This is a genomic window from Mycobacterium sp. NAZ190054 (genome assembly GCF_001545925.1).
Classification (GTDB): domain Bacteria; phylum Actinomycetota; class Actinomycetes; order Mycobacteriales; family Mycobacteriaceae; genus Mycobacterium.
The window spans coordinates 1-17,811 of the sequence record NZ_LMVQ01000009.1 but is presented as its reverse complement, the minus strand read 5'-3'; the positions used below and the strand labels follow the sequence as shown (position 1 = coordinate 17,811).

The following is a 17,811-nucleotide window of genomic DNA, read 5'->3' as shown; positions in this document are numbered from 1 at the left end:
CGACAAACAGGCCGCCGCCGAACCCATCGCCGAACAACGTCAAATCGCCTAACATTCACCACGACTCGTTGATCACCACGCGTGCACCCACGCCGATCCGAAGTCCACCACCCCAAGGGGCACTATCTCCCACTGTGCCTGTACATCGTGGCGTGGGGGCTTGCATGAGGGCACTGAAGGGCGGCGGCGCCGGCCTGGACAATGCGCCCATGTTGAGGTCAGAGCGGACGTGGACGGGTGGCACCCTGCTGGCGTCGTCCACCTCGACGGCCGTGGCGACCTGGTGTTTCGTTCTCGGCGGGACGGTTTCGTACTACCTCGGCGCCGCGGCGGGCACGGTCATCATGATGGCCGGGATCCTGATCGGCATCGGTGCGATCCTTGTCTCGATCGTGCCGGTCTCGACGAAGTACGGACTGGACTCGGCGTTGGCGTCGAAACCCTTTCTCGGCAGCCGGGGATGGTTCTTCACCGTAGGCCTGCTTTTCCTCACCCTGGCGGGGTGGAACACCGTCATCGTCGTGATCCTGGGCCGAGCGGTCACGGAGATCCTGCTGGCGCTGGGACTGGTCACCGAAGCCGCCCGTACTCCCACCTCGATCATCGCGATGCTCTCCGGACTGGTGGTGGTGTGGTTGGTGATCCGCCGTGGTTCCTCGGCGCTGGCGGCGTCGTCGAAGTGGATCGCCATCGGTGTGTGCGTGCTCGCTGCTGCTGTGCTCGCGCTGGTACTTCAAAAGGTGGGGCTGCAGGGACTGCTCGACACGGCGCCTCAGGCCCCCTTCGAGGACAGGGCCACCAACATCGCGATCAGCCTCGAGGCCTTCATCGCGACAGCCGTCGCCTGGTGGCCGTATGTCGGCGGCATGGTCCGAAGCGTGCCCAGCGCTCGTAAAGCGCTGTGGCCCAGTGTCTTCGGACTAGCTGTGCCACTGGCCGCAGTGTCGGTGATCGGTCTGTATGCCGGCCTCGCGATTCCCGAATCCGGGGGCGACCCCACGATGTTCCTGACCGACGTGGGCGGTCTACTCTTCGGCGTCATCGCGCTGGCATTCATCGTGCTGGCCAACATCGGCTCCACCATGGTGGGCGCATATGCCGCGGCAGTCGGTGTGCGGCAGGTTCCCGCGGTCGCCGCACGGACCTCGTGGAGCGCGGTATGCGCGGCAACCCTGGTCCCGACGGCCCTCGTGGTGATCTTCTTCGCCGACGGATTCGTCGACAACCTGCCGATCTTCCTGGCAGGATGCTCGCTGTTCTTCGCGCCGATGTGCGGTATCCAAGCCGTGGATTTCCTGATCCTGCGACGCCAGCGCCTCGACATCCGTTCCCTTTACACCGACGGTGCGGCCAACCTCTACCGGTTCTGGGGCGGGTTCAACCCGGCCGCGGTCATCGGATTCGCCGCCGGCATCGCCACTTTCGTCGCGCTGCTGAACCCGGTGACGTACGAGCCCAAGGGCATCTTCAGCTACACCACCGCAAGCGTGCCGTCCATGTTCGTTGCGGGCGCGGTGTATTGGGTGGCTTCGCTGGTGGTTCGCCGGCTGGGCAAGGGCGGCTACGGTGCGGCATTGCAGAGCACACCCGAGACGCCGGTGCGGTAGCCGCGAAGGATCAACCCAGCCCGGAGTAGTGGTACTCCGCCTTGTGCACCTTCACCTCCTGGATGACATCGACGTCGATGATGCCGTCGATGTCACCCAAGCCGGTCGCCAACAGCTGGTAGAGGCTCTCGGAGTCCTTGCAGAACATCTGCACGTAGATATTGCTGCGACCCACCGTGGTCGAGACCCACGTGGTATCGGGCCAAGCGGTAAGCGCCTTGATCGCTTCCGCATGCGAGGCGGGCGCCACCTTGATCAGTAGAACCACCATGATGCCGTAACCGAGCACGGACGGATCGATGTACCCCAGGATCTGCAGCACCCTGGCATCGCGCAGGCGTTTCACGCGGCCGCGAACGGTGCCCTCGGTCACGTCCAGTTGGCGCGCGATATCGCGAAACGCGCGGCGGCCGTCGGTTTGCAGTTCCTTGAGGATCTTCCGGTCGATCGCGTCGAGGGTGATCCCCTCCTGGTCATCGGCAGCAGAGGGCACGGGGGAGTCATCCGAAGGCGGCACCCGCGGATTTTCCCACAGCCGGGCGCCGGAGCTGGGTCCCCAACCACGGTCTGGACGGAATCCCGCGATATTGCAGCAGGGTTACAGCGCCCAGACTATTACGCAACACGAAATTTACTAGCCATCTGATTGCGCAATGCGTATTTCTACGGTTTGCTGATTACGCAGACGCGAAGATCGCTGGAATCGAAACATTGGAGAACATTGTGACCCTGCTGAACGTGGCCGATGAGGCCCAGCACGGCGAACTCGTCACGAGCTTTCCCGTGACGTGGTACACCGATCCGGCCATCCTGGAGATCGAACGGAAAGAGATCTTCGCCAAGACCTGGCAGTACATCGGCACGACGGAGAACCTGAGCAAGCCCGGTGACTACATCACCGTCACCGTGGGCGACGTGCCGGTGGTGGTCACTCGGTCCAAGGACGGCATAAACGCGTTGGTCAATGTCTGCCGGCACCGCTTTCATGAGGTGGCTCGCGGCAGCGGCAACACCCGCCGGCTGGCGTGCCCGTATCACGCGTGGAGTTACGACCTCGAGGGCAACCTGTGCAACGCGCCGCGCGAAGCCTCGTTCGAGAACTTCGACAAGTCGGCGTTCCCTCTGGTCAAGCTGCCCGTGGGGGTATGGGGCCAGATGGTCTTCGTCAGCCTCGATCAGAACGTCGCGCCGCTGCAGGACTGGCTCGGCCCACTGCAGAACATGCTCGAAAGCGTGAACCTCGATGTGCACAGGCTGGTTCACCGTAAACGCACCGAGATGAAGATCGCCGGCAACTGGAAAGTGGTCGCGGAGAACTTCTTGGAGTGTTACCACTGTGCTCCCGCCCATCCCAGCTACACCAAGACATTCGACGTCGCCCGTTCCGAGGGCTACCCCTTCGATGTCAACGAGGGGTGGATGACGGCCCGCACGCTGCCGCGCGAAGTGTTCACGCATGAACCAGAGAAGGCGCCGTACAACATGATCGGCCCGATCGAGGTCAACCAGAACGACTTCCTGTGGCCGAACTTCGCAACCTGGACCTTCCCAGGCGAAGGGAACCTGTTGGTGTACTCGTTCACCCCGGTCTCGCCCGGCGAGACCATCGCCTACTTCGATTACTTCCTGGACCCCGCGTTCACCGCGGAGGAGACCGCCCGACTGACCGCGTTCGTCGACGAAGTCGGTTGGGAGGACGTCAGTCTCATCGAGTCGGTGCAACGCGGCGTCGCCGGCAACGCCGTTCCCGAAGGTCTGCTTGTGCCCGACGAGGGCCAGGTCGTGGCGTTCCAGCAGCTGGTCCGTGAAGCCGTCGCGGGCGCGTTGCGTTGACCGATGGCGCTGGTGACTGCGAGCGATGACTGGCTGCCTGCGCAGCTGGAGGTCGTCGCCATAGAGGACGCCGCCGAGGAGGTCCGGGTGTTCACCCTGTCCCGCCCCGACGGCGCCGAGCTGCCTCACTGGGAGCCCGGAACGCACCTGGAAGTGTTGATACCGGGCGAGATGCGGCGCCACTACTCGTTGTGTGGACCTCGTGCGTCAGCCGGGCGATGGACCATCGGAGTCCTGCGTGACCGGCACAGCCGCGGCGGATCGGCCTATCTCCACGACGAGGTCGCGGTAGGACAGCAGCTCACCGTGACCGGGGTGCGTAACCGCTTCCCCTTCGTCACCGCCCCGGAGTATGTATTCGTCGCCGGTGGCATCGGCATCACTCCCATCCTGCCGATGATCGACGCCGCCGAAGCGGCCGGTGCCGGCTGGCGCCTGTATTACGGTGGCCGCCGACGGGCGTCGATGGCCTTCCTGGACCGGTTGGCCCCGTACGGGGGGCAGGTCACGGTGACCCCCGAAGACGAGTGCGGACTCATCGACGTGGCGGCGGCGCTGGCCTCCGCTCGGGCCGGCGCCCACGTCTACGGGTGCGGACCGGAACCGCTACTGGCCGCACTGGAGCAGGCGGCCAAAAGCATCGGAATGCCGTTGCATGTCGAACGGTTCGCCGCAAGCGCCGACGGGACGGACAGCCCTGCGGAGTCATTCGAGGTGGAACTGGCGAGAAGTGGCAGCATCGTCGAGATTCCCGCCGACCGATCCATCGTCACGGTATTGGAAGAAATCGGCGTGATGGTGCCGACGTCATGTCTGGAAGGCATCTGTGGCACATGCGAGACCAAAGTGCTGTCCGGCACACCCGAGCACCGCGACAGCATCCTCAGCGAGGACGAGCGCCGAACCGGCGACACCATGATGCCGTGCGTCAGCCGAAGCTGCTCGCCACGGCTGGTTCTTGACCTCTGATCTTCGACAAACGCTCTGCCGCACTGGATTTGGATCCAACAACATGAAATGGAGAAATAGATGGAATCGACAACCCACCCGGAGTTCAGCGTGACGAAGGATGCGTGGAAAGACCTGCCCAAGATGCCGCAGAGCGAGTACCCGGGCACCGACGGATACATCGCCGACGTGTACGAAAACCCCGGTGGCAGCGTGATGTGCAGCGGATTCTTCGAGCTGGCCGCTGCCGACGAGCCGCTGCTCTACGAGTACACCTACGACGAGATGAAGATCGTGCTGGAAGGCGAGTTCCACCTGGAGAACGCGGACACCGGCCAAAAGTCCGTCGCCAAGGCCAAGGACGCCATCTTCTTCCCGAAGGGCTCGCGCATCCTGTTCACCACGCCCGATCGTGCCCTGGCGTTCTACGCCGGACACCGCACGGCCGAGGGCCTCTGAGGCCGGGCGGCGGAAGCGACCGACCGGAGAATCTCGAATGATCGACTTCGACTCCACGAGTGTCCCCGCCTGGGCTCGCCGCCCGGGTGGGGACACCCCGCCGGCCGACACGGGCGCAGCCTACGTCGTCGTCGGCGTGGCATCGGGCCAGGCCGTGGCGCAGCGTTGGGCACAAGCCCTGCCGGCCGTGACACTGGTGACCGCAGAAGACACCGCGGTGGCCGTCGCGGCGTTCGGTGAGGCGCTGCACACCGCCCGCGTCGGAGTGCGGGTAGCCCTCGCCGGTCCGGTCGGCGCCTGCCTTCAGCTGCGCGCCGCCACCTTGGCGGCTGGAGCCGAGGACGACGAAATCCACGTGCAGGCAACCGAAACCGGTGCGATCGACGTCTACTGCGCACACTGCACCACGAGCACCCCCACCACCGTCGGTGTCGACGGCCTGGTGCCGTGCCAGGGATGCGGTAAGACCCTGATCGTCTACTACCACGTCTCCCGGCGGCTCGGGCGGTATCTCGGCTTCCAGGTCGACGCGGAGGCACTGCGGGCCGAGTTCGCCGCGGCCCGACCAGTCAGCGAGGTGCTCTCATGACCCTCAAGCTCGTCGTCACCGCACTCGACGACAGCATCCCCGGCATCCGTTCGGTCACGTTGTCCGATCCTGCTGGAGGGGAACTGCCCGGGTTCGTCCCCGGCAGCCATCTGGCCATCGAGGTGGGTGAGAAGTTCAATGCCTACAGCCTGACCGGCAGCGGCGTGGCGCCTCGGCACTACACCATCTCGGTGCTGCGGGTGGTCGACGGCACCGGTTCGGCGTACGTACACGACCGGTTCGGTGTGGGCGACACCATCAACGCCCGGCTGCCCCGCAGTGCCTTCCCGCCGGTGGCGCGGGCGCGCCGGCACCTGCTCATCGCGGGTGGCATCGGCGTCACCCCGATCGTCTCGCACCTGCGCGCCGCCCGAGCCTGGGGGCGGGAAACGCAGGTGCTCTACACGTTTCGCGACGGATACGCCGCCCACCTGGACGACATCCGGGAACTGGCCCCCGATGCCGAGCTGATCAGTGGAGGACCCGGCGTCTTCATGGTGCGGCTGCGCCAGGTGCTGACCCAACAGCCCTTGGGCACCCATCTGTACGTCTGCGGCCCTGGCCCGATGATCGACGCGGTGGTGGCAGCGGCAGGCGATGCCGGCTGGCCCGCCTCCCGTGTGCATCTGGAACGGTTCGCCATGGATGCGCCGGCCCCCGGGGACCCGTTCACCGTCACCCTCACCAAGACGGGTACCAAGCTCGAAGTACCCAGCGGCACCAGCCTTCTCGAAGCGCTCGACGACGCCGGTGTGAGTGTCCCCAACCTGTGCCGGCAGGGTGTCTGCGGCGAATGCCGGATCCCGGTCGAATCCGGGACCCCGCTGCACCGGGACATGTTCCTCTCTGATGACGAAAAACGCACTGGAGCAACGATGATGGCTTGCGTATCCCGATGCAGCGGATCCGAACTGGCGGTCGCCCTGTGACGACGATCGCCACCGGGCGTTACGCCGGCTTTCCCCTGCCCTTCCCCGACGAGGTGTACCGGTACTCCACCAATGTCGAACCGGCCGGCCGGCCGGTCACCACACCGCTGGGCCAGTGGGGTGAGGCGGTGGTGGCTGTCGACTCCGACTACGCCGCCGAACTGGCCGAGCGGGAACAGATCCTGTCCGACGACCCCAGCCGGCACGCTGTCCTGCCGCACATGCGCCCCGCCGCGTGGGACGCCTTCCTGACGTTGTTGCGCGAGCTGGCCACCGCCTACCCCGACCAATGCACGTTGACACTGCTGCCCGACCGCCGTTGGCGGTGGTCCAACGCCTTGCTGGGTATCGAGCAGACCTTCACCTACGGTGACGAGTCGACGCTGCCGCAGGAACCGCTGCGCTGGGTGGCCGGACAGGTGCAGGAGGACATCGTCCTGCTCGACCAGCGTGACCAGCTCTACGCCGACGCCGGTGTGGTCACCTTCGCCGCGGACTGGAGCTTCGGCTTCGACGTCGGCATGAGTTTCCTGGAGATCCACGGACCGGTACCGCGGATCCACTCCGAAGGAGTGATCACCCGCGCCCACGAGTTCCTCAAAAAGCTGCAGCCGCACCAGCCCTACCGGCGCACCAACTGGACGCTGACGATCGGACGCCGTCTCGACGTGTCCACCGAACGCTATCCGGACTGGGGACCCGACCGGGAGATGATCCAGGTGGTCGACGACCACACCTTCGGTCGGTTGGTGCATCTGCGAGTCGAAGTGCAGCACCTGATCCGGCTGCCCGATTCCGGCGCGGTGATGTTCCTGATCCGCACCTACCTCATGCCGTTGGAGGTACTGGCCACCATCGAGCCGTGGCGGGAACGCACCGCCGGCGTGCTGGCCGAGTTGCCGGCAGACATGGCCACGTACAAGGGCATCGACAAATACAAGGACCGCGCGGCCGCCTGGCTGCGGGCCGGAGGTGACGTATGACCACCATGGAAGTCATTCCGCCTCAGGTGCCTTCACTACCGGTATGGCCGCAGAACCCTGACGCCGTCGACCCCTGTGCGGCCGCGTACCTGGTGATCGCCATCGGTTCGGCGCCCCGCACCGCCGATGTCGCCGCCGGGTGGGTGCAGACCGCGCAGGACCGCGCCCCCACCCGGCTGCTCGTCCTGGACTCGATGGACGACGAGCAGTGCCGGGCCGACCTGGCGCTGGCGCTGGCCGGCATTCGCACCGGCGCCCGCATCATGATCACCGGTGGGCAGTATGACGTGCTCACCGCGCTCGCCGCCGCACGAGCGGCCGGGGCCACCCCCGCCGAACTGACCAGCTTCGTGGTGAACACCGACGACGTTCCGATCTTCTGCGCGCACTGCCGGGGCACCTTCCGCGTCCTCGCCGGGCCCGGCGACGAGGTGCAGTGCCCCGGCTGTGCCCGCATCCTGGAAATCCACGAGCACTTCGCTTCCGCGCTCGGCAGTTTCCTCGCCTCCGACGCCCGCGCCAGGGAGATCTGAGATGACCGTGCTCGACACCGCCGAGGCGCGTTTCCCGGGCCACCTGCATTCGGCCTACGACACCACCGCCCGTGAGCTCACCGTCATCGCCCTGCAGCGGCTGGCAGGCGATGTCCTGCACATCACCTTCGCCGCCCCCGACGGTGGTCCGCTGGCGCCTTACCAGCCGGGCAGCCATCTGATCGTCACCGCGGGTGACACCCGCAACGCCTACTCGCTGACCGGAGCCGACCTCAACCCGATGCGCTACGAGATCTCCGTGCTGCGCAAGGTCGACGGGTGCGGCTCGGTCTGGCTTCATGACCAGCTCGAGGTCGGCATGGCGGTCGAAATCGAGGGTCCGCGGTGCCTTTTCCCCGCCGTGGCCGATCAGCGGCACGCGTTGCTGGTGGCAGGTGGCATCGGCGTCACCCCGGTCCTGTCACACGCGCGCGCCATCGCGCGCGCGGGCGGCACCGCCGACATCATCTACTCCTACCGCCCGGGCCACGACGCCCACGTCGGTGATCTGCGCGAGCTCGCCACCCGACCGGGTATCGAGCTGTTCGAGGTCGACACCATCGACGGCACCCGCGCCTTGCTGGCCGAGCAGCTCTCGGCGCAGCCGCTGGGCACCCACGCCTACGCCTGCGGGCCGATCCCGATGCTCGACACCTACCAAGAACTGGCCGCCCTGGCCGGTTGGCCTGCGGCGCGGGTCCACCTGGAACGCTTCACCGCCCCGGAACAGGACCCGGGACAACCGTTCTCGGTGCGGGTGGCATCCACCGGTGAGGTGTTGACAGTGCCTGCCGGGGTATCGCTGTTGCAGCGACTACTCGACGCCGGTCTCACCGTGAACAACCTGTGCCGCCAGGGCGTGTGCGGTGAATGCCGCATCCCGGTGCGGGCCGGATCTCTGGAGCACCGCGACTTCGTGCTGACCGAGGACGAGCGCGACGCCGGTGACAGCATGCTGTGCTGCGTGTCCCGTGGCTCCGACATCGAAGTGGATCTGTGATGCCCTGTCCGACCGAACTCGACCACCACGAGGACCTCTCATGACCACACACCTGCCGACTGACTACTTGGGCGAGATGAATGCCAGAGCCGCCGCGCTGATTCCGTCACCACTGTCCCCGGCCGCCGCGAGCTACCTCGGCCAACCGGTCAACCATCTGGCCAACCTGCCGTGGCCGTTCGCCGACGACCTCACCTCCTTCCGGTACACGGTCAACGTGGACCCGGCCCGGGTCCCGCGACCCACCCGGGCCGGTGAATGGGGTCGTCACCTGGTCGACCTCGGGGGTGCGGACTATCCGGTGGTCATGGCCGAGCGGCGCCATGTGCTGGCCACCGATCCGGAGCGGGTGAAGATCCGGCCCGGCATGGAGCTGGCGTGCTGGGATCTGCTGGTGTATTACCTGCGGGATCTGGCGCAGTCCTACCCCGCCCTGTTGCACCTCGACGAGAACGGCGACCATTTCCATTGGCGCAACGATCTTTTGGGTACCGACCAACATTTCGTGCTGGGGGACGACACTTCGCTGCCCGGCGGACCGCTGTTCTTCCTGGCCGGCGAGATACCCGACGACCTGTTGTTGGTGATCGAACGCGACGGGCGGCTGTACTTCGACGCCGGGGCCGTGACCTTCGCCGCCGCCTGGTCGGCGTCCTTCGACATCGGCATGGACATGTACGAGATCCACGGCCCGGTCCCGCGGATGACCGGTGGCGGAATGACGGCAAGAGCCGAGCAGTTCCTCAAACGGCTGCCCGCCGACCAGGTCTATCGCCGGTTGAACTGGAACCTGGCCGCGTCCCCGACCCGGACCTTCGACATCAGCCTGGAGACCCTGCCGGACTGGGGCACCCACATGCCGCGGGCGCTGCGCGCCGGCGACGTCTCACAGGTGCAGTTCCGCATCGAGCTCGAGCACTTCGTCCGGTTGCCCATGACCGGCGCGGTGACGTTCAACATCCGCACCTTCATGGCGTCGCTGGACGAGATCCGCGCCATTCCGGAGTGGGCCGCTCAGCTGGCCACCATCGTCGAGGAACTTCCCGAGGACATCGCCGCCTACAAGGGCTTCGTCGACTTCCAGGACCAGGTCGTGGCCTTCCTTCGGGCCTGACGCGGCAGATCGGCCGCCGCCACCGTTTCCACCACCGATCACTGAAGTGAGGATTGTCATGAGTCAGACTGTGCGTGGCGTGATTTCGCGAGCCGAAGGGGCTCCCGTCGAGGTCACCGACATCGTGATCCCGGACCCGGGACCCGGTGAGGTGGTGGTGAAGATCCTCGCGTGCGGGGTGTGCCACACCGATCTGACCTACCGGGACGGCGGTATCAGCGACGACTACCCGTTCCTGCTCGGCCATGAGGCCTCCGGCACTGTCGAAGCCATCGGCGAAGGCGTGCTCGATGTCGAACCCGGTGACTTCGTGGTGCTGAACTGGCGCGCGGTGTGCGGGCAGTGCCGGGCGTGCAGACGCGGCCGTCCGCATCTGTGTTTCGACACCTTCAACGCCACCCAGAAGATGACCCTGACCGACGGCACCGACCTCTCTCCGGCGCTGGGCATCGGGGCGTTCGCGGAGAAGACCCTCGTCCACGAAGGGCAGTGCACCAAGGTTGACGCGGCGGCCGATCCGGCGGTGGCGGGCCTGCTCGGGTGCGGCGTGATGGCCGGTATCGGCGCGGCGATCAACACCGGTGCGGTGACCCGTGACGATTCGGTCGCGGTGATCGGCTGTGGAGGTGTCGGTGATGCCGCGATCGCCGGCGCTGCACTGGTAGGGGCCCGGACCATCATCGCTGTCGACCTGGATGCGCGAAAGTTACGGCAAGCCCGTGAATTCGGGGCCACCCACACGGTGAACGCCGCCGAAGTGGATGCAGTGACCGCCATTCAGGAGTTGACCGGCGGGTTCGGCGCCGATGTGGTGATCGACGCGGTCGGGCGCCCGGCCACCTGGAGGCAGGCGTTCTACGCCCGCGATCTGGCCGGCACCGTGGTGCTGGTGGGCGTACCCACCCCGGCCATGCAGTTGGAGATGCCGCTGGTGGACTTCTTCTCCCATGGCGGTGCGCTGAAGTCGTCCTGGTACGGCGACTGCCTGCCCGAGCGCGACTTTCCCACTCTGATCGACCTGTATCTGCAGGGCAGGTTGCCGTTGGAGAAGTTCGTCTCCGAGCGCATCGGCCTCGACGACATCGAAAAGGCCTTCCACAAGATGCACGCCGGGGAGGTGCTGCGTTCGGTGGTCATACTCTGAGAAGCACTTACCGCGGCGGGTCACCGCGCCAGCTGAAGCTGTTGACGTACTTGCCCATGTCCAGCGCCAGTTGAAGGTTGGCGGCTGAGGGCTTGCCGGAACCGAAGTCGGGTCCGAAGGCGCGGTAGGGTCCCACCGCCCCCGCGATCAGGGCCAGATCATTCTTGACGGCGACCATCACGATGATGCGCATCCGGGTGGCGCTGCTCATCGCGCCCTGCGGCCAGAGATCGGCGGCGTACCCGTATCCGGGCTGATAGCCGACCATCGTGTTCGGGATCTCGAACGCGGTCTTGGTGTCCGGGAACGTGTCGTTCACCAGGTCGACGGCGATCTCCTCGGCGGTGCGCCCACCCGCGGGGCGGCTGAACAACTGCATGGTGCCACCGTCTCCGGCCTGCAGCACCGCGGTCACCCCGTCGGTATGGGTGGTGACGTTGTAGGCGGATCCCGCGGCCGGATAGGACACCGAGAACGCCCCGTCGGTGGACGTGAATCGCGGATTGATCTCCACCGCCCGGTTCATCGGGGGGGTGCCGCAGTCGGGCGGGCAGACATACCTGGGCGCGGGATCGGAGATGAAGCCCGACAGCCCGACCAGCGCGCCGGCCACCACCACGACCGTGATCCCGAGCGCCGACACCACTGTGCGCATCGACGTCACCGGCGGCTGGGACGCCTCGTACGTGCCGGAGTGTATGGAGTAGCCGGGTTGCAGCCCTACGACGATCTCCCCGGGCGCCGGGTCCTCGGACAGCCGGACGGGACGGTCTTCTCGCCGGGCCCGGCGTGACCGGCGTGAGCACGCCTGCATGGCGGCGCCGCAGCGGGCGCAGAACGGCGCGTCCGGCACGACATGGTTGCACTCGACGCACAGCATGGGCTCGCCGGCGTCGAGCCAGTCCTGGGCCTCGTGGAGCAGAGCCAGGTGCAGACCGACCCGCAGCGCCGACAACGCGATCCCCGTCAACATCAGATGCAGTGCCAGCTGCGCGAACTGGGGAAGCCGGGCGACGTCGACCAGACCCAGCGAGGCGTAGATGACGACCACGACGACCGCGATCAGGACGAGGACGGCCCGTACGAAGCTGCGGTGGTCCTGCGCCTTGGTCGGCGGTCGGGTGAACCAGAGTGCGGTGCCGATGAGTCCGCCGACCGCCGCGGCGGTCAGCGGCATCGCGATCCCGCGGATTCCTGCCTCGACGAGCAGGCCGTCCAGCGGACGCACGCGATTGATCATCCCGGTGGTGAACTGGGGGGCCAGCCGGGTCAGGGTGGCCGCCGCCGTGAACGTCAGGGCGCCGAGGGCGCCGATGATGTAGCCGTCCAGCGATTCTCGGCTGCCTCGCCACGACCAGCGGGTCGCCAGGGCCGGGACCAACATCAGCACCATGCTGCCCACCGGCACGGCGAGCCCGTCGCGCAGAATCCGTCCGGCCGCGATGCCCGCGCCGAGCGGCACACCATAGGCACGGGCGACGGCCGCCCCGGTCAGCAGCGCCCACCCGACTCCCAGGACGACGCCCACGATCGTCGTCAGTGCCAGCGCGCTGCGGGGAAGGTCCCGGAACACATCGGATTCCCGGAGGTACAGCCCGAACAGCAGTGGCAGGCCGAGCGAGGCGACCGCGATGAGGGCGGCGGGCATCCGCAGAAACGTCGCCGTGGCCAGGGCGGCCACCAGCAGGCCCAGGCTCATGAGAAACACCCGGCGGGCACGCGGCGTCAGATGCGGGAACAGCGAACTGGTCAGCGCCGGGGTGAACAGGCGCTGACCGGGGGCCGCGCTGAAAGCCCGTGCGCGCAACCACGGTGGCCCGTCACCGGCACGGTGTTCATCGAGGGGCACGCCGCAATGCCCGCAGTATTCGCCTGCGGGAACATCGATCTCGCAAACCTGGCATTCCACCATGCCGGCGGGAGCACTCATCAGGCCTGCACCTTCTGAGCGATATGGATGTTGTGAACCAGATTGTCGAGATCAGGGGTGCCCAGTCCGGTGACCAGGTCGTACCCGGGGCCGGCATTGTCGACGGCGTTGCCGCCCAACGTGACATCGCGGTAGGCCGGCCGTGGCGCACCCTCGGCGATGCGATACAGCAGCGGGTTGATGTCGCCGATGAGGGCGCCGCCGTTCTCCAGCAGATACTGGTTCATCACCGCGGTCAGACCGGCCCAGATCGGCGCGGACTGTGAGGTGCCGCCGCCGACGACGACCCGGCCGTCGAGCACGAACCTCACCCCGGTGAACGGGTCGGCGACCGCGGCGACATCCGGTGTCATGCGCCTGCCGGTGTGCCGTTCGGGAGCGACTGCGGCAGCGGCACTTCGCTGCCAGGCGGGCATGTCGAAGAGTGCCGAGACGCCGCCACCGGTGCCCTGCGACAGCGGTACATCGAACCACGTCTGCTCGGACACCCATGTCCCGTCGGCGTCGGTGGACAGGGTGGTGCCTCCGACACTGGTCATCTCGGGCAGCGAGGCGATCGAGTCGAGGCCGACGTCCTGCTCGCTGGGCGGCGACGACCAGTCCTGTCCGCCACGGCATTCCATGCCGGCGAGGTCACCGCTGGCGTTGTACGCGGTGGTGCCGTGCGACTGGGCGGTGCGCAGCGCCGCCCGGACGGGGGCCAGGTCGGCGGCGGTGATGAGTTGGTCGCAGCCCCAGCCGATCGAGAAACTCCACACCGCGCCGGGGAACCGGCGGTCGGTGTCCTCGAGCATCTCGCCGATCCTGCGGTAGCCACCGTCACCTTCGACGGTCGGGCGGGCGTTGACGACAACCTTGCGGGCATCGGGTGCAATGGCGTGGGCCACTTGAAGATCCATGGACAGCTCCCCGCGCGGCTCACCCGCGGATCCGCCGACGGTCTCCGGGGTGAACTGCGGCAGCCCGAACATGGTGGTGAACGTGTCGAGGTCGGACTGCCGGAAACCGTCGAACGCGAAGATCACGATGGTGATCCCCTTACCGGTGAAGCCGGCCCTGGCCAGATCGTCGGCGTTGTAACTGTTCAGCAGCGCATCGGGGGACAGCCCGCGGTCGGGGACTTCGAGCGGTATGTGGTCGGGTCGCGACATGCGATGGGGGAGGTAGCTGAGGATCCGGCCCATCTCGGACACCTCGGCCCGCAACTGCTCGGGCACCGCGGGCTGGTGCGGTGACGCGTAGAAGAGTTGGCCCTTGCGCCCCCGGTAGTCACGCACGGAGACGCCGAACGCCTGCCCGACGGCAGCCGGTGATCCCTCGACGACCGCCCAATCGTCGCCCGGTCGCCACCGTACCGACAGCGACCGGTCCCGGGCCCAGTCGATAAGCGCCGTGGGCCGAGACCGGTCGGTGAGCCCGGCGGTGAACTCGATGCTCTCCTCCCGCGCAGGCCCGAGATCGGTCGACGCATCCAACAGCGATGCATAGGGACCGTCGATGAGCTTGTCATCGGCGGCGCGGTGCTCGCGGACCGCCAGGCCGATTCCCGCCAGCACCGCTCCGACGAGAAGCAGGCCGGTCAGCGAGCGAACGGTTCGGTCAATTGCCGTAGTCGTCGCGGCCCGGGTTGACCGTCGGCTGAGGCGCAGTGACCGGGGGAGTGAAGATGCCCGGGCCATCAGGGTCAGGCGCCTTCTCGGTCGGGCTCAGTGGCGGCGCCGTGGTGGTCGTGGTCGTGGTCGTGGTGGTCGGCTCTTCAGGAGCCTCGCTTTCGGTGCCGCACGATGCGGTGAGGCCGACCATCACGATGACGGCGCCACCGCCGACCACTGCCGAGATGCGACGACCCAGACGATTCAATGCCATGTTCGGTCCTTACTTGTTCGGTACGTGCTCTCTCCGGTCAGTCCGATGGCCTGCAAAACCCTGTGGGACACGCTCATCCTAAGAGCAAGATCGGAATCAGGTGGTGTAACGCGGTGCCTGCCTCGGCGCATTCCCTCACCGGGCGTTGCGCAGCAACAGGTGGTTCCGAACCTGGGCGCCCCCTGAAAGTGATTGTGGCTCAGGGGTGGAGCCCTGCGGACCGCGAGGGCTCCGGCAGACCGGTGACGACCTTGTTTGCTGGCTGGACATTGGCGGTGCCAGTTCGTACCCTCTCCACGACTTGAAAGCCGGGCCGGAGCCGGTCTCTGCAGAGAAGGGTCGTGACCATCCGAATGACCGCGGTGCGCCATTCCGTTCGGCGGACGGCGTACGGTGCTGCGGCTGCGGTCCTCGCGTTTGCGCTGACGTTGAGCGGCGTGAAGGCCGACCCGGCGGCCGACGCGCTGGCGAAGCTCAACGAGCTGTCCGGCCAGGCGGTGCAGAGCCGGGAGGCCGTCACCACGGCACAGCGTGACGCCGACGCCAAACTGGCCGAGCAGACCGCGGCCGAAGAACGGCACCGCGCCGATCTGGAAGCGCTCGACGCCGCAGATGCACAGCTCCAGCCCTATCAGGCCGCGGTGAACCGGGTGGCGGCGATGACCTACATGGGTGGACGCACCGGCCCGGTGGCGGCGGTGCTGAGCGCGGCCTCCCCTCAGCAGGTCATCGAGGAACTGTCCGTGGAGCGCGCGGTGGCCGCCGAGATGGCCGCTCAGATGACGGCTTTCACAGCAGCACGTGAGCGCGCGGAGGCGGCTGCCCAGGCGTCGGACCGTTCGGCCGCCGAGGCCCGCGCGGCGGCCGAACGGTCCGCCGCGGTGCGCGCGGACCTCGAAGCCAAGTGGACCGACCTGCAGCGTCAGATCCTCGCCGCCGAGGCGCAGTACGCGGCGTTGACACCGCGCCAGCAGGCGGTGGTCGACAACGCGGCCGCGGTCCTGCCGCCGGCGGCCGCGATGCCCGCCCTGCCTCCAGGCGACGTCGCTCCACCGCCGGCAGCGATCCCGGACATCCCGGAGGCGTTGCCGGTGGGCGTCGCGTCGGAGGCCGGACTTCAGCCCAACACCATCCTGGCGGCCCGCGCCATCAGCGCGCGGTTCCCCCAGATCGCCGACATCGACGGAGTGCGGCCGGACTCGAAGCCCTGGCATCCCAGCGGACTGGCGATCGACATCATGATTCCCAACCACAACAGCCCCGAGGGCATCGCGCTCGGCAACGAGATCCTCGCGTTCGTGATGGCCAACGCGGCCCGCTTCGGCCTACAGGACGTGATCTGGCGCGGCACGTACTACACGCCGAGCGGTCCGCGGGGATCGGGTTACGGGCACTACGACCACCTGCACGTCACCACCCTGCCGCGTCGCTGACCTGCTTGACCCCCTAGGGATGCAGGTTCCACTGGCCGCAATCCTGGGCCAGTACGTCGTTGACGTCGACGCGGATGCCACCGACGACCGGTCCCGGATTCGAGGCGGTGTCGATGATGCGCTGATAGAGCACTGCGGCGGGAAAGATCTGACCGCGCGACCAGGACCGGGTCTGCCACGCCCACACGCGCCCGGGGGTACTGGACCTCCCGATGACGCCGTCGGCGGTCGCCCACTGGCAGGTGTTGATGCCTCCGTAGACGCCGGTGCGCTGCACGCCGAGCACCGAGTTGATCCCGCGGAACCACGGCAGCGCGACGCTGTTCCAGGTGTTCCGGTCGATGTCGTCGTCGACGCTGAAGAAGATCGGTGCGCTCCGGCCGCCACCGGCGGCGGTGTGCAGGTGCCACGCGGTGCGCGCGTCGGCGACGCCGCCGGCGTACCCGCGCGTGAAATCCGAGGGTGCCGTCCCACCCGGCTTCCCGTACTGGTAGTTGCTGACGATGACCAGACCGGCGGCGGTCAGTGACTTGGCGTACGGCAGGGTGATCGGCTTGGCGCCGAAGTTCGAGCCGGGCCGCGATGTCGACACGTAGTTGATCACCCCGGCGTGGCCGGCGGCCCGGATGTCCTGGGCCGGGATCTGGCGCATCGCGTAGTCGATGAGAGTCGGAGCGGCGGCCGAGGCGCTGGGCATACCGGCACCTGCCGCCGCGGCGCCGAGCCCGGCCAGTGCCGATATCGCGGTGGCGTAGCGCAGGGCCTCACGCCGTGAAACCGGGCGCGAGCGCCGAAGGCTCGAGGTCTCCGGCGAGTGTTCCACGGGCAGCATGTTAACAATGTGGCTGGTGTGAACCGTGGCGCCTCGCCGGATGGTGCGACTGTCGGTCGTTGTCCGCGATCACGGCCGAGACTGTGCAGCCACCCACTTGCGCACGAGGTCGCTTTCGTCCGCCTCGACCGACCGCAGCTCCGTCAGTGTCGGGTGCCCGGCGTCCAGCAGCGCGCTGTCGGTGTCCTCCTCCGGCTCGTCGGACACCTCGATCTCGCCCAGGCGCACGCCGCCGTCGCGGACCTCCTCGACCCGCGTCTGCACCGCCCCACCCCGGGCCAGCCGCGCGTGCCGGATCGGCCCCAGCTCCGCGGCGGGCCGATCCGGGACGTTGAGCGACAGCACGGTGCCGTCGGGCGCGTCGAGCAGCAGCTCCAGCACCGGTGCGAGCAGGCCTGCGGCCGTTGTCCAGTGCCGTTCGCCGGTGGGGTGCAGCGCGACGTCCAGCGACACCGCCAGGGCGCGGGTGTCGCTGATCTTGGCGGTGAGTGCCGCGCCGACGGTGCCGGAGTGCAGCACGGCCCGACCGACGTTGGCGCCGTGGTTGATCCCGGACAGCACGAGATCCGGTCGCGGATCGAGGAGGTCCGCGACGGCGGCGTGCGCCTGGG

Annotated in this window: 16 protein-coding genes and 1 pseudogene; 11 read left to right on the top strand and 6 right to left on the bottom strand. The window is 67.6% G+C overall.

The window, feature by feature from the left end; all coding sequences use genetic code 11:
* Positions 1-164 precede the first annotated feature (164 nt).
* On the top strand, positions 165-1,607 hold the full coding sequence (locus ASJ79_RS01195) for a cytosine permease (RefSeq protein WP_067952425.1): 1,443 nt from the start codon (positions 165-167) through the stop codon (positions 1,605-1,607).
* 10 nt (positions 1,608-1,617) lie between these two features.
* Here ASJ79_RS01195 and ASJ79_RS01190 read toward each other — a convergent pair whose 3' ends face one another.
* On the bottom strand, positions 1,618-2,100 hold the full coding sequence (locus tag ASJ79_RS01190) for an Lrp/AsnC family transcriptional regulator (RefSeq protein WP_067952424.1): 483 nt from the start codon (positions 2,098-2,100) through the stop codon (positions 1,618-1,620).
* A 230-nt stretch (positions 2,101-2,330) separates the two neighbouring features.
* On the opposite strand from ASJ79_RS01190, the gene ASJ79_RS01185 reads away from it, so the two are divergent.
* From ASJ79_RS01185 to ASJ79_RS01140, 9 genes and pseudogenes are all read left to right on the top strand, one after another.
* Positions 2,331-3,440 carry an aromatic ring-hydroxylating dioxygenase subunit alpha gene (locus ASJ79_RS01185; protein ID WP_067952423.1) on the top strand — a complete coding sequence of 370 codons (1,110 nt, stop codon included), beginning with the start codon at positions 2,331-2,333 and terminating at the stop codon, positions 3,438-3,440.
* A 3-nt stretch (positions 3,441-3,443) separates the two neighbouring features.
* Complete coding sequence (locus ASJ79_RS01180; protein ID WP_067952422.1) at positions 3,444-4,409, top strand: PDR/VanB family oxidoreductase; 966 nt, start codon at positions 3,444-3,446, stop codon at positions 4,407-4,409.
* Between the two features lie 60 nt (positions 4,410-4,469).
* Positions 4,470-4,847: an ethanolamine utilization protein gene (locus tag ASJ79_RS01175; protein ID WP_067952421.1), complete on the top strand. Its 378-nt coding sequence runs from the start codon at positions 4,470-4,472 to the stop codon at positions 4,845-4,847.
* 37 nt (positions 4,848-4,884) lie between these two features.
* A complete protein-coding gene (locus ASJ79_RS01170; RefSeq protein WP_067952420.1) occupies positions 4,885-5,436 on the top strand; it encodes a dimethylamine monooxygenase subunit DmmA family protein in 552 nt (183 codons plus the stop codon).
* Entirely contained in the window at positions 5,433-6,365 is a 933-nt protein-coding gene (locus tag ASJ79_RS01165) for a PDR/VanB family oxidoreductase (protein ID WP_067952419.1), read from the top strand. Before ASJ79_RS01170 ends, ASJ79_RS01165 begins: the two co-directional genes overlap by 4 nt.
* Positions 6,332-7,881 (top strand): annotated as a pseudogene (locus ASJ79_RS30610) (heme-dependent oxidative N-demethylase subunit alpha family protein). Before ASJ79_RS01165 ends, ASJ79_RS30610 begins: the two are co-directional and overlap by 34 nt.
* Position 7,882: 1 nt before the next feature.
* Positions 7,883-8,881, top strand: a complete 999-nt coding sequence (locus ASJ79_RS01150) for a PDR/VanB family oxidoreductase (RefSeq protein ID WP_067952416.1) — start codon at positions 7,883-7,885, stop codon at positions 8,879-8,881.
* Positions 8,882-8,957: 76 nt separating this feature from the next.
* Positions 8,958-9,995: a DUF3445 domain-containing protein gene (locus tag ASJ79_RS01145; RefSeq protein WP_231750678.1), complete on the top strand. Its 1,038-nt coding sequence runs from the start codon at positions 8,958-8,960 to the stop codon at positions 9,993-9,995.
* A 58-nt stretch (positions 9,996-10,053) separates the two neighbouring features.
* Positions 10,054-11,139 carry an S-(hydroxymethyl)mycothiol dehydrogenase gene (locus ASJ79_RS01140; RefSeq protein ID WP_067952414.1) on the top strand — a complete coding sequence of 362 codons (1,086 nt, stop codon included), beginning with the start codon at positions 10,054-10,056 and terminating at the stop codon, positions 11,137-11,139.
* A gap of 7 nt (positions 11,140-11,146) precedes the next feature.
* On the opposite strand, the gene ASJ79_RS01135 is transcribed toward ASJ79_RS01140, so the two are convergent.
* The 3 genes from ASJ79_RS01135 to ASJ79_RS01125 are packed head-to-tail and all read right to left on the bottom strand — an operon-like array spanning position 11,147 to position 14,935.
* Positions 11,147-13,069, bottom strand: a complete 1,923-nt coding sequence (locus tag ASJ79_RS01135) for a hypothetical protein (RefSeq protein ID WP_067952413.1) — start codon at positions 13,067-13,069, stop codon at positions 11,147-11,149.
* Positions 13,069-14,625: a S53 family peptidase gene (locus ASJ79_RS01130; protein ID WP_231750677.1), complete on the bottom strand. Its 1,557-nt coding sequence runs from the start codon at positions 14,623-14,625 to the stop codon at positions 13,069-13,071. The genes ASJ79_RS01135 and ASJ79_RS01130 overlap by 1 nt, the downstream gene beginning before the upstream one ends.
* Positions 14,626-14,668: 43 nt before the next feature.
* A complete protein-coding gene (locus tag ASJ79_RS01125) occupies positions 14,669-14,935 on the bottom strand; it encodes a hypothetical protein (RefSeq protein ID WP_067952412.1) in 267 nt (88 codons plus the stop codon).
* Positions 14,936-15,288: 353 nt separating this feature from the next.
* Between ASJ79_RS01125 and ASJ79_RS01120 the strand changes: the two genes are divergently transcribed.
* Positions 15,289-16,368: a glycoside hydrolase gene (locus ASJ79_RS01120; protein WP_067952411.1), complete on the top strand. Its 1,080-nt coding sequence runs from the start codon at positions 15,289-15,291 to the stop codon at positions 16,366-16,368.
* Between the two features lie 13 nt (positions 16,369-16,381).
* Here the strand turns inward: ASJ79_RS01120 and ASJ79_RS01115 are convergent, their stop codons facing one another.
* Positions 16,382-17,200 (bottom strand): DUF1906 domain-containing protein, encoded by an 819-nt coding sequence (locus ASJ79_RS01115; RefSeq protein WP_067952410.1) that lies wholly within the window; start codon positions 17,198-17,200, stop codon positions 16,382-16,384.
* A gap of 69 nt (positions 17,201-17,269) precedes the next feature.
* Positions 17,270-17,811, bottom strand: a 542-nt coding sequence (surE, locus tag ASJ79_RS01110) for a 5'/3'-nucleotidase SurE (protein ID WP_067952409.1), incomplete at its 5' end; no start/stop codon positions are given.

Excerpts from the sequence above, each read along its gene's own strand:
- ASJ79_RS01140 (WP_067952414.1), top strand. The coding sequence starts at position 10,054 with ATGAGTCAGACTGTGCGTGGCGTGATTTCGCGAGCCGAAGGGGCTCCC.
- ASJ79_RS01150 (WP_067952416.1), top strand. The coding sequence starts at position 7,883 with ATGACCGTGCTCGACACCGCCGAGGCGCGTTTCCCGGGCCACCTGCAT.
- ASJ79_RS01180 (WP_067952422.1), top strand. The coding sequence starts at position 3,444 with ATGGCGCTGGTGACTGCGAGCGATGACTGGCTGCCTGCGCAGCTGGAG.
- ASJ79_RS01195 (WP_067952425.1), top strand. The coding sequence starts at position 165 with ATGAGGGCACTGAAGGGCGGCGGCGCCGGCCTGGACAATGCGCCCATG.
- ASJ79_RS01125 (WP_067952412.1), bottom strand. The coding sequence starts at position 14,935 with ATGGCATTGAATCGTCTGGGTCGTCGCATCTCGGCAGTGGTCGGCGGT.
- ASJ79_RS01120 (WP_067952411.1), top strand. The coding sequence starts at position 15,289 with ATGACCGCGGTGCGCCATTCCGTTCGGCGGACGGCGTACGGTGCTGCG.
- ASJ79_RS01170 (WP_067952420.1), top strand. The coding sequence starts at position 4,885 with ATGATCGACTTCGACTCCACGAGTGTCCCCGCCTGGGCTCGCCGCCCG.
- ASJ79_RS01165 (WP_067952419.1), top strand. The coding sequence starts at position 5,433 with ATGACCCTCAAGCTCGTCGTCACCGCACTCGACGACAGCATCCCCGGC.
- ASJ79_RS01145 (WP_231750678.1), top strand. The coding sequence starts at position 8,958 with ATGAATGCCAGAGCCGCCGCGCTGATTCCGTCACCACTGTCCCCGGCC.
- ASJ79_RS01175 (WP_067952421.1), top strand. The coding sequence starts at position 4,470 with ATGGAATCGACAACCCACCCGGAGTTCAGCGTGACGAAGGATGCGTGG.
- ASJ79_RS01115 (WP_067952410.1), bottom strand. The coding sequence starts at position 17,200 with ATGCTGCCCGTGGAACACTCGCCGGAGACCTCGAGCCTTCGGCGCTCG.
- ASJ79_RS01135 (WP_067952413.1), bottom strand. The coding sequence starts at position 13,069 with ATGAGTGCTCCCGCCGGCATGGTGGAATGCCAGGTTTGCGAGATCGAT.